The organism is Mycobacterium sp. 1482292.6 (genome assembly GCF_001672995.1).
Lineage (GTDB): Bacteria > Actinomycetota > Actinomycetes > Mycobacteriales > Mycobacteriaceae > Mycobacterium > Mycobacterium europaeum_A.
Genome location: NZ_LZKV01000065.1, coordinates 25,942 through 39,613 on the forward strand (window position 1 = coordinate 25,942; position 13,672 = coordinate 39,613).

General features: G+C 62.8%; 14 protein-coding genes and 1 pseudogene. 10 read left to right on the forward strand and 5 right to left on the reverse strand.

Going from position 1 to position 13,672, the window contains the following annotated elements; translation table 11 throughout:
- Nucleotides 1-2: 2 nt before the first annotated feature.
- The 6 genes from A5624_RS05800 (at nucleotide 3) to A5624_RS29265 (ending at nucleotide 4,429) form a co-directional block, all read left to right on the forward strand.
- On the forward strand, nucleotides 3-830 hold the full coding sequence (locus A5624_RS05800) for an acyl-CoA thioesterase II (protein ID WP_066862950.1): 828 nt from the start codon (nucleotides 3-5) through the stop codon (nucleotides 828-830).
- Nucleotides 831-1,080: 250 nt separating this feature from the next.
- Nucleotides 1,081-1,311 carry a DUF6400 family protein gene (locus A5624_RS05805; protein ID WP_066862953.1) on the forward strand — a complete coding sequence of 77 codons (231 nt, stop codon included), beginning with the start codon at nucleotides 1,081-1,083 and terminating at the stop codon, nucleotides 1,309-1,311.
- A 240-nt stretch (nucleotides 1,312-1,551) separates the two neighbouring features.
- The gene (locus A5624_RS05810; RefSeq protein WP_232002207.1) at nucleotides 1,552-2,208 is read left to right on the forward strand and encodes a MarR family winged helix-turn-helix transcriptional regulator; all 657 of its coding nucleotides are present in this window, start codon (nucleotides 1,552-1,554) and stop codon (nucleotides 2,206-2,208) included.
- 38 nt (nucleotides 2,209-2,246) lie between these two features.
- Complete coding sequence (locus tag A5624_RS05815) at nucleotides 2,247-2,609, forward strand: nuclear transport factor 2 family protein (protein WP_232002208.1); 363 nt, start codon at nucleotides 2,247-2,249, stop codon at nucleotides 2,607-2,609.
- 61 nt (nucleotides 2,610-2,670) lie between these two features.
- The gene (locus tag A5624_RS05820) at nucleotides 2,671-3,411 is read left to right on the forward strand and encodes an SDR family oxidoreductase (protein WP_066862958.1); all 741 of its coding nucleotides are present in this window, start codon (nucleotides 2,671-2,673) and stop codon (nucleotides 3,409-3,411) included.
- A gap of 886 nt (nucleotides 3,412-4,297) precedes the next feature.
- Complete coding sequence (locus A5624_RS29265; protein WP_255363004.1) at nucleotides 4,298-4,429, forward strand: hypothetical protein; 132 nt, start codon at nucleotides 4,298-4,300, stop codon at nucleotides 4,427-4,429.
- Nucleotides 4,430-4,603: 174 nt separating this feature from the next.
- Here A5624_RS29265 and A5624_RS05825 read toward each other — a convergent pair whose 3' ends face one another.
- Nucleotides 4,604-5,539 carry an MFS transporter gene (locus A5624_RS05825; RefSeq protein WP_082990497.1) on the reverse strand — a complete coding sequence of 312 codons (936 nt, stop codon included), beginning with the start codon at nucleotides 5,537-5,539 and terminating at the stop codon, nucleotides 4,604-4,606.
- On the opposite strand from A5624_RS05825, the gene A5624_RS05830 reads away from it, so the two are divergent.
- Nucleotides 5,540-5,989 carry an MFS transporter gene (locus A5624_RS05830; protein ID WP_369827443.1) on the forward strand — a complete coding sequence of 150 codons (450 nt, stop codon included), beginning with the start codon at nucleotides 5,540-5,542 and terminating at the stop codon, nucleotides 5,987-5,989. It begins immediately after the preceding gene.
- 275 nt (nucleotides 5,990-6,264) lie between these two features.
- On the opposite strand, the gene A5624_RS05835 is transcribed toward A5624_RS05830, so the two are convergent.
- From A5624_RS05835 to A5624_RS05850, 4 genes are all read right to left on the reverse strand, one after another.
- Complete coding sequence (locus A5624_RS05835) at nucleotides 6,265-6,981, reverse strand: peroxiredoxin-like family protein (protein WP_082990498.1); 717 nt, start codon at nucleotides 6,979-6,981, stop codon at nucleotides 6,265-6,267.
- Nucleotides 6,982-7,381: 400 nt separating this feature from the next.
- On the reverse strand, nucleotides 7,382-7,618 hold the full coding sequence (locus tag A5624_RS05840; RefSeq protein WP_066862966.1) for a hypothetical protein: 237 nt from the start codon (nucleotides 7,616-7,618) through the stop codon (nucleotides 7,382-7,384).
- A gap of 589 nt (nucleotides 7,619-8,207) precedes the next feature.
- Nucleotides 8,208-9,551 (reverse strand): NAD(P)/FAD-dependent oxidoreductase, encoded by a 1,344-nt coding sequence (locus tag A5624_RS05845; protein ID WP_082990499.1) that lies wholly within the window; start codon nucleotides 9,549-9,551, stop codon nucleotides 8,208-8,210.
- Between the two features lie 216 nt (nucleotides 9,552-9,767).
- Nucleotides 9,768-10,688 carry a TIGR03619 family F420-dependent LLM class oxidoreductase gene (locus tag A5624_RS05850; RefSeq protein WP_066862974.1) on the reverse strand — a complete coding sequence of 307 codons (921 nt, stop codon included), beginning with the start codon at nucleotides 10,686-10,688 and terminating at the stop codon, nucleotides 9,768-9,770.
- A 514-nt stretch (nucleotides 10,689-11,202) separates the two neighbouring features.
- Here A5624_RS05850 and A5624_RS05860 point away from each other — a divergent pair.
- The 3 genes and pseudogenes from A5624_RS05860 to A5624_RS05870 all read left to right on the forward strand — a co-directional run.
- Nucleotides 11,203-12,312, forward strand: a complete 1,110-nt coding sequence (locus A5624_RS05860; RefSeq protein WP_066862980.1) for a helix-turn-helix transcriptional regulator — start codon at nucleotides 11,203-11,205, stop codon at nucleotides 12,310-12,312.
- Between the two features lie 259 nt (nucleotides 12,313-12,571).
- A complete protein-coding gene (locus tag A5624_RS05865; RefSeq protein ID WP_066862984.1) occupies nucleotides 12,572-13,033 on the forward strand; it encodes an SRPBCC family protein in 462 nt (153 codons plus the stop codon).
- A gap of 37 nt (nucleotides 13,034-13,070) precedes the next feature.
- Nucleotides 13,071-13,672 (forward strand): annotated as a pseudogene (locus A5624_RS05870) (esterase family protein); the annotation flags it as partial.

Sequence of the window (13,672 nt, forward strand, 5' to 3'; positions counted from 1 at the left end):
CGATGTCATCTTCGCTGGGCGACGTGCTCGCCACCTTGGAGCTCGAGAGGGTCGACCAGTGGCTCTTCGTCGGGCAGCAGTTGCCCGCGCCCGCCAACCACATTCTGGGTGGCCATATCTCCGCTCAGGCTTTGTTGGCCGCAAGCCACACCGCGCCGGGCCGGGCGCCGCACAGCGTCCACACGTACTTCCTGCGGCCCGGCGATTCGCGTCGGCCGGTGGACTTCGAGGTTGTCGATCTTCAAGAGGGCCGGACCTTTTCGGCGCGCCGGGTGACGGCGCGCCAGGACGGCAAGATTTTGATGGAAGCGATGTCATCGTTCAAGGTCACCGATTCCGCAAACGCGCAGGTCGTCTACCAACCGCCCATGCCGGCGGCTGCTGCCCCAGAATCCTTGCCGTGGGTTGCGCCGCATCTGGCGGAGTCCGACGAGAGCGCCCGAGGGCGGTGGGCGAGCCTGCGCTGGTTCGAGCGCCGCATCATCGACACCGAGGTCGCTCCGCCCGCACGCGCGCTGATGTGGTGGCGCCCCGACGGGCACGTTCCCGACGATCCGGTGTTGACCGCAAGCCTGGTGGCTTACCTGTCGGCGGTGACGTTGACGGAGCCGGCATATGCGGCGCGCGGTGGCGTCGGGGCGTCCGCTCAACGAGACCATTCGGTGTGGTTTCACGGCCCGGCGGCGTTGTCGGATTGGCTGCTCTACGACCGGTCCTCACCAAGTAGCGCTGGTTCCTTAGCGTTGGCCAGTGGGGCCATGTTCAACCGCAACGGCGCATTGGTATGCACCGTGAAGCAAGAGATGTATTTCCCGCCGCACACCGCCTGAGGCCGTCAATCGGCGCGTCGCCAAAAGCGCTGTCCTGCAAGTATATTCGTCACCGTGATGTATTGCCGGTGAAAGGCCGGGGAATGGGGAGTCGGGGCCCGCGGCCCGGATGGGGCGCCCGGTGCGATGGTCGTGCGCGACGCCAAGTGTGACGAAGCTCAACCAGTAACAGTGACGTGGGTCATAGCCCTGCCGACGTCAATCGGGTCATCCTGGCCGTTCGTTCGCAAATCTAACGGCTGGGAGCGTTATGGCCGACCTCAACTTCGCCTATGACCTGACCCTCGACGAGGCGCGCCGACGCAGCGCAGTGGTCGAGGCGATGACTGACGACTGGGACCCCATTGCCGTGCTCGCCCAGGAAGAAGAGGCCTACGAAATGTTGTACTCGAACCTGGACGACGAGGAGCAACGGGTCTACGACGAGTTGGTCCGCGCCGGCGTACTGCCCGAACGGACGGCCGCTCGTGCTGCCGATTGATCCGACCGCCGACCGTGCCCGCCGCGCATGGTTGCCCTGCCCGCGCTGCGATCACCGCGCGATTTGTGGCGATTGCCGAAGCAGCCGTAACTGCGATACGCACTGGCAGTATCTGCTGAGCAACAGGGGCACGCTGGTGCACTTGCAGTGCTCGGATTGCGGTCACCTTTGGTCAACCGACACGCATCGCCGCACGCGCCCCACGCGGTAGCGGACCCTGGCCCTGAATGCGTAGGGCCAATGACGCTGCTGATGCAGATTATTCGTCACAGTGACGTATTCGCCAGGGTTGACAGTGGGGAGGGGAGCGGGCTCACCACAAGCTCGACCGCACCAACAGCACCGGGGTTGGCTTCAAATGGCGCGAAGGCCGTCATACTGACAAGCGTGACGACAAGCAAAGCGCGGGACACATCACCGAAGCAGGTGTGGCTAACGCCGAAACAGCAGCGCGCCTGGATCACCTACATGCGCGTGCAGCTGCGAATGAACTACGAGATGAACCGCCAGTTGCAGGCCGAATCCGGATTGTCGCTGGCCGACTACGACGTGCTGGTCGCACTCAGCGGTCACCGCGGCGACGGCATGCGTGTCAGCGATCTGGCGGCGCACATCGGCTGGGAGCGCAGCAGGCTGTCACATCAGTTGCGGCGCATGGAGGAACGCGGCCTGACCGAAAGGCGGCCAAGCGTTGGTGATGGCCGGACCACCAATGTCGCTCTCACCCCGCGTGGGCGGCAGGCCATCGATGAAGCCGCTCCCGGTCACGTCGACCTGGTTCGCAGGCTGTTCTTCGATCCCTTGCCGGAGAACCTGCTCGCACCCTTCACCGCTGCCCTGGAGCATATTCATGTCAACCTCAATCACAACAGCTCGCTACCGCCCGCGCTCGGCTAGAATTAGGTGAAACATCATCTAATTGAGAGGGTCGCCACGTGAGCGATGTCATCAGCCATCTGATGGGAACCAACCTGCTAGCCGTATTCGACGAACGTGACGCGCAGCGCCGCGCCGAGGCGATCGCCAAGACGTATGCGGACGATGTGCAGTGGATCGACGACGAAGGTACCGCGTCCGGTCATGACGAATTGAACGCCAAAGCCGCTGCGCTGCAGGCCAAACTCCCCGGCCTCCATTTCGTGAAGGCGGGTCCGGTCCGCCAGACCCATGGACTGGGGTTTCTGGCGTGGGAAGTACGCACCCCGGACGACCGCACTGTCGCATCGGGCTTCGATGTGGCCGAGATATCCAATGAACGGATCGTTCGGTTGTGGACGGTGTTGAACACGCCGGAATAGGTGATAAATCACCTACGTTGTATTGCGGCGACGCACACCCGCTAAAGAACGGAGTCCGATCATGGGACAGCTCGACGGCAAGACGGCACTGGTCACCGGTGGAACCTCGGGGATCGGCCTAGCTACGGCGCAGCGGTTCGTCGACGAAGGCGCATACGTCTTCATTACCGGTCGCGACCACGCCCGCCTCGACGAAGCAGCCGCCTCGATCGGCGCCCATGGGGTGCAGAGCGATATCAGCAAGCCGGGCGATCTGGATGTCTTGGCCGCCGAAATCTCCGCGCATGGGAAAGGGCTTGACGTGGTCTTCGCCAACGCGGGCGGTGGCGACTTTGCGGCCCTCGCCGATGTGACACCGGAACACTATCGGAACAACTTCGACCGCAACGTCGCCGGCACGGTGTTCACCGTCCAGAAGACGCTGCCGCTGCTCAATGAAGGCGCGTCGATCATCCTCGCCGGATCCACCGCGGCCTCCGAAGGCGTCCCGGCGTTTGGCCTCTACGCGGCTTCAAAGGCGGCCATCCGGTCCCTTGGCCGCACCTGGGCCGCGGAACTCGTCGACCGCAAGATTCGGGTGAACACCGTCGTTCCCGGCCCGATCGAAACTCCCGGACTCGCCGGGCTGGCACCTGGGGACCAGAAGCAGGATCTGCTCGACGGCATGGCCGATCAGGTGCCGATGAAGCGGTTAGGACGCCCGGAGGAGATTGCCGCCGCCGTGCTTTTCCTGGCGTCTGATCAGAGCAGCTTCATGACCGGCGCGGAGCTGGCTGTCGACGGTGGGCAGATCCAGCTCTGACTTCGACGCCGCGAGAACGTCCCGGCTTGCGATGCGGATGGATTGCCGAATAGTTCTGCGGGACATGGATATTCGTCACAGTGACGAATTCGCCGGCAGGCACGTGGGGAGGGGATGGGGAGAGCCGCGGTTCGGTGCGGGCGTTCATCGCTTCGTAGCCCACCCGTGCGGTATTGGCTTGTCCGCCACTGGTGATTGGATCGGGAAGGCACCCCGAGTTGCCGCCGGGCCGCCGGCCAACGCGTGAGACCTTCGAAGCGCCTTGCGGGACATGAGTATTCGTCACAGTGACGAATTGATGTATGCGGCAGGAAGGCGGGAGGGGCGAGCGAACACCCATTGCGCGCCGCAACCTGCCCACTTGGCGGTCGTCGCTCGAATGGACCGTCCGCCATCGATTCGCGGCGCCCGGACTCAGCGCCCGCCGATAACGCTTATCGCCGCGGCGGCGGGCGAGGCTGCGCTGAGGTGCGGTCGAAGGCCCAAAACGGGTGGTCATCGCCGTGGTCGGCGTGAGCTCGCGATTGGCTTTTGCCGATAAGCGACATTATGTCAACTAAAGTACGCCGTTTTCATCAGATGAATCACCGGCTGGTGCTTGCCCCTTGCGCCCTTGCGCTGCAGCGCAGCACCCGCCCAAGACACGGTCTACGTCGAGGAGCGGATTACCCTTCAGCCGCCGCCACCTACCCTGGTCGAGGATCGAACCCTAAGATGAACCCACCGATTGGTCCTGGGGCTTAGTCTGCTGCAATTGAGGAATAGGCACAGATCGAATATGGCGAGTTACCGGTAACTACGCCACGCTCATCCGATGAATCAGTCCTGCCCCGACCGCACGTCGCCTACCCCAGGCTTAGTCGCTCGGTATCGTCGCGGCGGACAAATGGCGGCTTACCGGTACGCCACCGCGGCCGGTCGCGACCTGCTCGCCGTCGACGAAGGGTACGCGGATCTGAGCAACTCGACCGCGGCCGATGACGCCACCGCCGATCAACTCAATCCGCTTGGTGCCTAGCGGAGAAGGTCGGTCCAAAATGCCACGATGTCGTCGAGTCCACCCATCAGCTGCTGAACAGTTGGGTCACCTTTGTCAATAGCTCCGCGACGCCATACGCGAAAGGGAGGCCGACCCATAGCCACGCCCACGCGACGAGGACGGGATGGATGCGCCGGTCGGTTTTCAATTTGGTCATGATTGTTTCTCGGGTTGCCCTTGAGTGAACGTCGTGGGCTCGAGTAAGGCGTTCTCGGGCAAGACAAGCTCGTGGTGTTTGCCAGCCACGGGCCTGACAAATTCGTTGCAGGCGACGCCGACAAGTAGCAGTGCAATCATCACCGCGAACGACACGATGTAAAGATCCGGGCCGTGTTTTCCAATGGTCTTCTGCGAGTCGGCGATCGCGTTGACGATCAGTGGTCCCAGCACGCCAGCAACCGACCACGCGGTGAGCAGTCTGCCGTGGATGGCACCAACCTCATAGGTGCCGAACAGATCGCGCAGGTAGGCCGGCATCGTGGAGAACCCCGCGCCGTAGAACGACAGAATCAGCAGCGTGCAGACGAGGAAGGTGACCTTGTTGGAGTTGGTCGTCAACTCCATGGCCAGGTACAACAGAGCGCCACCGCCGAGATAGATCCTGTACATGTTTTTGCGACCCAACAGATCTGACAACGACGACCAGCCGATCCGGCCTACCATATTGGCCAGCGACAGTAGTGCGACATAGCCGGCGGCCGCCGACGCCAGCGCAGCCGCTTTAGGGGCAGCAGTCGGGAAGAAGTCCTGATAGATCGGCGCAGCCTTCTCGAGGATGCCGATCCCAGCGGTCACGTTGAAGCAGAGCACCACCCACAGCAGCCAGAACTGGGGCGTTTTGATCGCGTTGGCAGCCGATATGTTGGGCGCGCTGATCAACATTCCGGTCTTGTGCGATTTGGGTTCCCAGCCATCTGGCGTCCACCCCGGAGCCGGTACCCGCACCAGCATCGAGCCCATCGACATGAAAAGTGCGTAGGTGCAGCCCATCACGAGGAAGGTTCTGGCAACACCGGCGGTGGTGCGGCCGAACTCGGCTCGGTCTACGCCTGGAGCGTCTTCAAGATTCCACTGGAGAAAACGCTGCATATCTCCGGTACCGCGAGCGCGATGCCGTTCACGGTCAGCATTGTGATGCTGGGCCTTTCGGCCGCAACGTTAGGTACGCGCGTCGACCACCGCGGTCCCCGCTGGGCGATGTTCATCGCCACCGCCTGCTTCTGCAGCGGGCTGGTGATCGCGGCACTCGGCGTGACGGCGCATCAATACTGGCTCGTGGTGTTCGGTTACGGAGTGGTTGGCGGCGTCGGGCTCGGCATCGGCTACATCTCGCCGGTGTCCACGCTGATCAAGTGGTTCCCAGATCGCCCGGGCATGGCGACCGGCCTGGCCATCATGGGCTTCGGCGGAGGAGCGCTGATCGCGTCGCCGTGGACAAGCACCTTGCTCGACGCCGATGGCCAGGTGGATGGAAAGAGCTGCCGGGGGAACCAGCCAGCGGTTCCACCCGGGCTTGGCAACGATCCGCGAACGGTCTAGCAAACCAACGGTTGTCACGAATCCCTCTTCTCGGGTCGCCGGGCAGGAGCTCCGTCCCGTCGCCACTATCGGATCTACGAAACCGTCGGGTCAATACTGCATCATCTATCGCCTAATAGACGGAATCAATTGAGACGGAAGCGGTTTAGGCCTTGCCCGAGATGCGGCATGCGGCGACCTGTGGTATGCCGTTGCCCACGTTACCGGTGACCTCCCGAGCGGGCGCCGCGTGCAAAAATTCGCTGACGACCGCGTCGAGCCCCTGTCCAGACCGACTACGAGGAGGCGAGCTCCCTTACGGCGGCCATGACCTCGGCTGGGTCGGTCCGGTGTGTGTAGTCAGCCACAGCGTCGGCGAACCGCACAATTCCGTCTCGGTCGATCACGAAACTTGCGGGAATGGGTAGTTCCCAGTCGGCGGTGCCATTGAATGCCGGCAACGGGTGCCCTAGCTTTCGGTAGGTGTCCTGAAGGAATTCAGGAAGTGCAAATATCAGGCCATACCTACGCGACACCGTGCCGCCGACATCGCTCAGGACTTGGTAGGTGAGAGCGTTGCGCTCGGCTGTCGTGAGCGAGTCGTCAGGGGTCTGCAGCGAGATCCCGACCAACGACGACCCCATCGCGCGAAGCCCGGGCAAGTGCTGCTCGTATGCCCGCAAGGTGAGGCTGCAGAACGGACACCACACACCGCGGTAAAAGATGACCACCACGGGCCCAGCGGTCAGCAAGTCATCCAACGACACCATGGTGCCGGTCTGGTTGACCAGTTCGAACTTCGGTGCGGTGTCTCCGACACTCGGCATCCCGGCCAGCGGCTCGGCGGCAGCGAGCTCGGCAGTCGCCTGGTCCATCTTCGCGGCGACCTCGGCGCCGACAGCCGAATCCCTAAGATCACGAAGCTTTTGCAGGACTGCGGGCAGCTCAAATGCGTCGGTTGGGAACAGCTCGTAAGGAACGCGGTAGTTCTTCTCGGTATCGATGTTGCTCATGTGGGGTGTTCCTGCATTGGTTCGGCCTCTCTCCATCCTCTCGCCTGGCAAGACGGCCAAGCTGAACATGGGGCTAGATGTAGAGTTGCGGCCTTCTTTTCATGTTTCACAACAAGAATAATTGCGCGGCATCGATGACTTGGTCGTCGGCGGCAAGGCTGTCTTCGCCGGCGGGTGAATGTGTGTAGTCAGATGACGCTCGAGGGTTAAAGGTTAGGGCCGACGCGGCGAAGCTATGTGAACCACGTCAGAGCGAATCGCCCTCGACAACGAACGCGACGAAGCGGCTCCGTGGCGTCGGCAGAATCTCGGATGGTTGCGGAATGTGCCCATATGCAACCGTTGAAAGCGCCTCACCTTTGTGTGCGTGCGGGTTGACCGGATTAGTGATCTCCGGTCGCTAACTCATTGTCAAGGCCGTGCCCACGGCGACGCTGATTACCACCATGAGGGACACCAAAATCACCGTCATCGACGCGCCCACGATCTCTTCTTCCGTGAGGCGCCAGCGCGGTTTGTCGACATGAACGGTGCCACGCAGGGGCGCAGATGCGTTCAGTGCTGCGACAGCCAAAAGAAGATCGTTCGCGTCGTCCGCATCCTCGATTGCCTCAAGCGCGGTGATTGCGGTCGTCATATGAACCCCCGGGATTTCGGTCGCCAATAGGCGTTATCTCGTATATCCACGGTAAGAGTGCGAGATTAAGATTGCGGCAACGCTCCTTAACGGTCGCAGCACAACCCGGAATCCGAGGCTCTACCCGAGCTGCGCGCGGCGCTCGGTAACGAGGGCACCCTAGGCGCCACCTCGACCAAATCACCGGTCCGCGACTGCTCGACATGCTGACCTGGCACTGACCCACTCCTCTCCCCTACTGGCGTCTCGACGTTCTGCCCGTCACGTCAGACCGCTAAAGCCCGAGCGGGGAGACGGCTGTCGGGATCCGGAGATCAGCCGCGGCTGCAAGCATTTGACATCGTCTGTAACAACTGCGCGCAATGAATCGCCGGCTCGCTGTGCACCAGATCGGCGCTGCTCTGCGCAGTTCGGCTAGTTCTGTGTCCGGCAGCCTACTCGCGTAAAAGATCCGGATCAGCGAAGTCGAATCGTGGCGGCAGATTTGCGGTCGACATTCGATTCCTAACTAAATTTCGGTAGCTTGTTCCGGTCGTCAGAGCTGCCAGGCAACTCGTCGGTAAGAGCTCCACGGTTGTGCGTTGAGCGGTCAACCAGCCCGGGCTGGTGCTGCGCGTTCTGACTGCGCCGCGTGGATCTTTCGAGCTGCCTTGACACCGGCCACGACGGCGGATTCTTGCGAGGGTAAGGCCATATAGTCGCCAGCGACTTGTACCGGTTCGTCGGCCGGATAGTTATCGAGGAATCGTTGCAGGGCCTTGTAGTAGCCCACCTCGGCCTCATTGGCGGCATATGTCCAGCGGGTGACGCGAGTGGTGACAAAGTGGTCACGAAGTTCAGGGAACATCCGCTCGATCAGCTCCCGCGCCGTCGTCGTCAAACGATCGTCACTCCAGGTCGACAAGTCGATAGCCGGGGTGTGAGGAAAGAACGCGGTGATGAGGCTGGTACCGGCGGGTGCGCGGTCGGGTGCTTTGACGTGATCGAGATACAACGAGCTGATCTCACGGGCAGTGGCCGCGGGCACCATCACGAGGAACGGTTGCTTCTCGGTGGGCCTGGAATAAGTCAGTTGCACCGAGGAGCAACCCGTGTCCTTCCCCTTTTTCAGCATGTCGGCCCCCGGTCCTTGCAGTGGTGGATACAAGTCAGCGGCGACACCGAACGGCGTGGCGATCACACACGCGTCTGCGCGTTCCTGGCGCTCGGTCCCCGAGCCGTTCTGGTACCGAACCTCCACTCCGCGGTCGGTGCGGCGCACAGCGCAGACGCGTGAGTTGAGTCGCACATCGAGTTCCGCGGCCACCTTGATGGGTAGTCGCTGCAGGCCTCCCGTGAGGGTCTGCATCTTTCCCGACGCAGTGACCGCGCCGGCAAGGAAGCCGACTACCGACGCATCGCCGGGTGTGCTGGTCACCATTGACCGTGTCACGCCCTCGAAGAACGCTTCGTTCAGCTCGCGTCCGAACACCCGGTCGACGTAGGTTTCGATCGATTCGGTGTCGTACTGGACACGGTTCCTCAGGTCGTAGGGGTTCATGCCGTACAGCGGTTTGATCAGCCGCAGTCCACGTGCCAGTAGCCGCAGTTTCGTTGTCGGGGATAGCAGTTTGGTTGAAAGAAATGACCTGAGCGGTTTATGCGTGTCGATGATGTGAAGGTTATTGCCTTCCGCCACAGCGATTTCCGGCGGGCAATCGACCAACTGGTCTGACAAGCCCACGTCGGCAACCAATTTCATGTATTCGCTGTAGCCGTCGGTGACGATGGTCGGACCGAGGTCGAACAGGAAGCCATTCTCGGACTCCGACCACACCCGTCCTCCGACACGGCCCAGCGATTCAAAAACCGTGACTTCCCAACCCAACCGGTGTAGCCGGTAGCCAGCGCTGAGGCCGGCTAGTCCGCCGCCGACAACAGCCGCACGCGTCATCTCCTTCTCCGTCCGTCTGTCGGATAACCTCGCTCGCCGGTGTCCATGTGCCCCGGTGATTCATGCTCCACGCACGTCCGAGGCCCAGAGTATTGAGTGACTGACGACAAGGCCAGCACTATCTCGGTCCAGTTCCATACACCCCCTAGTTTGGGACGATTTCGTTGACACCGTGCAAGACCTCTGCCTGACGCCCCACCGTGAATCCTTCTGCGGCTATTGCAGTTTCGGTTTGATGTCTTCGATGACCCATTGTGCGTAGTCGAGGTAGGCGTTGACGTCACTGACCGGTGGGACTGGGAGCCCGGTCATCGTCACGCCCAGTTCCGCGAACCAGCCGAGCTGGTCGATGATTTCCTGGGCGCTCATCCCGGGCCGCTGGGTGGGATCGTCGATGACGACGTGGCCTTCGCCGACGCGCGAGGTGCCAAGGCCGTAGACCACTTCGAAGTCGCGGCCGTCGTAGGTGGGTTGGGATTTGATGAAGTCGAGTTTGGCGGGGATGTCCTCGGGTTTGGTCAGGAACGGCGACCAACCCGAGGCGAAACGCGCGGCGCGTTTGAGCACCGGCTCTGCATCGCCGCCGATCCAGACCGGCAGATGTGGCTTTTGCACCGGCTTCGGTTCGAACGCCACGTCTTTGAAGGAGACGTAGTGGCCGTCGAAGCTGGGCGCTTCGCTGGTCCACAGTTCGAGGATGGCGGCGAGGTATTCATCGGCTATCCGGCCACGTTCACCGAAGGGCACCCCGAGTATATCGAATTCTTCTGCGTCCCAACCGACTCCGAAGGTAACGGTGATGCGGCCATTGCTCATCCAGTCCGCGGTTGACAGCGCTTTGGCCATGACGACGGGATGCTGCAGCGGGAGGATGGTGACGAATGAATTGACCCGAATGCGTTGGGTGGCGCCGGCGATGAAGGCCTGGGCCACCGTGGAGTGAAAGTAGTGTGGCCCGGATAGCTCGACGTGTGATTTGGGGACGATGAAGTGTTCGGGAACGACGATCATGTCGTAGCCGAGTTCATCGACGCGTTTGGCCATGACGGTTTGATCAGCGCCGGTCACACCGAGTTCCCAGGGCTGCGTGAGCGCCTTGACGCGCACTGAGTTGGGCAGGGCGAGTGAGAATTTCATGGGACAGCCGGCCTTTCGTTGCGTCGGTGCGGTGCCGGCCAATCACAGCCGGTCAAGTCGGCCAACACTTCCCACAATCGGCGGGCCATCACCGGGTCGCACGCCTTCTCCCGCACTTTGGTCGCCTCGGGCTTTCCCCACTGGTTGAACCGAGGCGCCCGATAGGTTCCGGCGGGCAGGTCGGTGCTGACCGCTGCGATGTTGGCTCGTGCCGCGTTGGCCGGGATCGGCAGGCGATTATCACGCTGTGACCGGTAGCGGCCAGCGCCGCAGCCGTCGCCCGGCCGACTCCGCTGTTGCCGCCGGTGACGATGATCTTCATCAGCGGCCACCAGGCACTTCATCCCCGCTCCTCCAGATGCGGCCGGTAGACTCCTGTACCGGCCCTCCTGCTAATTAGCGCTGCCGCGATGCGGAGATGCCTCATCCAAACGGAGGAGATTTGCGTTAGGCTTTGCGGACCAATCACAGGACGGGCATATGCAGCATCAGCGGTGGTACCGGGACGCCGAAGATGGCCACACTCGATGAGTTCTCGCGGATAGTTTCGGGGGTTTACTCCGCGGTCATCACTCCCGAACGCTGGGACGTGACCATGGCTGATGTCGGCCGCGCATTTGGGGGCGGTGTGAGCGCGGCGTTAGTGGTCAGCGACGGCGCCACACGCATCATCAAACACGCCGAGATTCCCGCCGACGCAGCCAAGAGCTATGCCGAGCACTTTGCCCGACTCGACCATGTGCTATCGGCGGTCCAGAGCGGCCCGGTGGGTGTTGTGCGCCCCGGCGCGGAACTGATGTGGCCCTATGAACGGTGCGAATTCGCAACGGATTGGGCCCGCCCCAACGGTTTCGAGGATGGAATGTTCGTCCGTCTTAGCGATTCTCCAAGCGCCACGAGTCTTGCCCTAGCGACGCCCAGACGGTCGGAACGGTTCGACACCGCGGAAAATGTGGCGTTAGCGCGGCATTTGGTGCCCCACTTCGAACAAGCCCTGCGGATGCAGCTGCACGTCTCCGACATCGCCCATCGCGGTGGCGACCTCGTCTGGGCCAGCGAGAATGCCAGACAGGCTATCGTCATCCTTGCGCCCGGAAGCAGGCCCATCTATACCAACCCTGCGGCCGAGCGCGTGCTGCGCTCAGACGACGGACTGCGGATCCGCAAGGGACGCCTGGAAGCCGCAACACGACGAGCCGACGCGATGCTGCAAGAAGGCATCGCGGCTGCACTCGATTCCCACACCCAAGACATCTGGGGCGGGTCATTCGTTTGCGCCAGGCCTTCCGGGCGGCGACCTTACATCGTTCACGTACTACCGATCGACCAGCGGACCGTTAGCTCCCCGCGGTACGGGCGAGTGATCGTCGTGATCATCGACCCCGAACGAGAAACCGAACCTCCCGCGATGCTTTTACGGCGCTTGTATGGTCTGACAAAGAGCGAAGCCAAAATTGCGCTGATGGTGACACGAGCCGAAGGCTTGAACCCGATCGCCGAGGAGTTGTCGGTGTCCGTAACGACGGTCAAGACCCACCTTCGACACGTCTTCGAGAAGACCGGCACACACCGCCAAGCTGAACTCGTCCGGCTTGTGCTTTCCCTTGCCCCCTTGTATGGGTGAAGTGGCCGGGCCGTGTCCCTAGCGCGTAACCAGCAACCCCCGGGGAATACGGCGCAATCGGGTATGGCGGGGTTACCAGCAACCACCGCATATTGCGCCAGCTGAATCATCGCCCGTCGCCCCCGCCGACCACCGCTCCTGCCAACGGAATGTTGACCGGCGAGTTACTGGTGCTGCGGCACGCCTGAAAGCAACCCCGACGTTTCTGGCGAACCGGCGCGGGTAGTACAGCCATACGTTTGAACAACAGGGAGAAGCCGTGAGCACCACTACCGCCTCAATCGATGTCAACCAGCCGATCGGCACCGTCTACAACCAATGGACCCAGTTCGAGTCCTTCCCGGAGTTCATGGAAGGCGTCGAGCAGGTTCAGCAAACCGACGCCACCCATACACATTGGCGCATCAAGGTGGGACCGATCTCGCGCGAGTTCGACGCCACCATCACCGAGCAGCACCCCGAGGAGCGGGTGGCGTGGAAGTCTGACAGCGGTCCCGAGCACGCGGGCGTCGTCACCTTCCATCGCCTGGACGACGACAAGACGCGTGTGACCACTCAGATGGACGTCGATCCCGAGGGTTTCCTCGAGAACGCCGCCGACAAACTCGGCATCCTCAAGGCCCGGGTCCACGGTGATTTGGAGCGCTTCAAGAAGTTCATCGAAAGCCAACCGGGCGAGACGGGCGCGTGGCGAGGTGACGTCTCGCGCCCCGATGCCTGACCGCCGTGACATCGCCGATGTCTGACCGCGGCGCGCGATGCGGGCGGTCGCGCTGAGCGCCGAGTCACTGTTGGCGCGTGCGGCGCAGGAAACCGGTGCGGGCGGCGGCGTTTCGCTGATGCACGGGGCGCTCCCCCTTGCCGTCGAAGTCATGACCGTTGCGGCGCTGGCCTACTCCATCGCCTGGCGGGCGCGGCGCTGGTGGAGCCGGCGGGTCCCGCTGGTCGCGGCGGTCGGCGCTGCCACCGGCGCCGCGACGCACTGGTACTACAGCACCCTCGGGCTGGCCAGCGAACCGCCGCCATGGCAAATGTGGCTGTGGACCACGTTGGCGGGCTCGGCCGTCGCGGTCGCAGTCGCCAGCTGGCGCCGCGCCGGGTGGTGGCGACGCAATGTGTGCGTGTTCGCGGCATCGTTCTGCCTGTTGAGCGCGGGCCTGACCATCAACGCGTGGCTGGGATATTTTGCGACCGTCTCCGCCGCCTGGGGCCAGCTGACCAATGGACCGCTGCCGGACCAGACCGACTTGCGCGCCGCCTACACCGCCAGGTCCAAAGGCGTTGCGCCGCAACGGGGCGCGGTGGTGCCCGTGGACACCGGTACGACCGCGTCGGGTTTTCGGCATCGCGGCGAGTGGGT

Bases quoted from the DNA above. Each gene is read 5' to 3' on its own strand.
- A5624_RS05800 (WP_066862950.1), top strand. From the start codon at position 3: ATGTCATCTTCGCTGGGCGACGTGCTCGCCACCTTGGAGCTCGAGAGG.
- A5624_RS05805 (WP_066862953.1), top strand. From the start codon at position 1,081: ATGGCCGACCTCAACTTCGCCTATGACCTGACCCTCGACGAGGCGCGC.
- A5624_RS05810 (WP_232002207.1), top strand. From the start codon at position 1,552: ATGACGCTGCTGATGCAGATTATTCGTCACAGTGACGTATTCGCCAGG.
- A5624_RS05820 (WP_066862958.1), top strand. From the start codon at position 2,671: ATGGGACAGCTCGACGGCAAGACGGCACTGGTCACCGGTGGAACCTCG.
- A5624_RS29265 (WP_255363004.1), top strand. From the start codon at position 4,298: ATGGCGGCTTACCGGTACGCCACCGCGGCCGGTCGCGACCTGCTCGCC.
- A5624_RS05825 (WP_082990497.1), bottom strand. From the start codon at position 5,539: ATGCAGCGTTTTCTCCAGTGGAATCTTGAAGACGCTCCAGGCGTAGAC.
- A5624_RS05835 (WP_082990498.1), bottom strand. From the start codon at position 6,981: ATGAGCAACATCGATACCGAGAAGAACTACCGCGTTCCTTACGAGCTG.
- A5624_RS05840 (WP_066862966.1), bottom strand. From the start codon at position 7,618: ATGACGACCGCAATCACCGCGCTTGAGGCAATCGAGGATGCGGACGAC.
- A5624_RS05845 (WP_082990499.1), bottom strand. From the start codon at position 9,551: ATGACGCGTGCGGCTGTTGTCGGCGGCGGACTAGCCGGCCTCAGCGCT.
- A5624_RS05850 (WP_066862974.1), bottom strand. From the start codon at position 10,688: ATGAAATTCTCACTCGCCCTGCCCAACTCAGTGCGCGTCAAGGCGCTC.
- A5624_RS05860 (WP_066862980.1), top strand. From the start codon at position 11,203: ATGGCCACACTCGATGAGTTCTCGCGGATAGTTTCGGGGGTTTACTCC.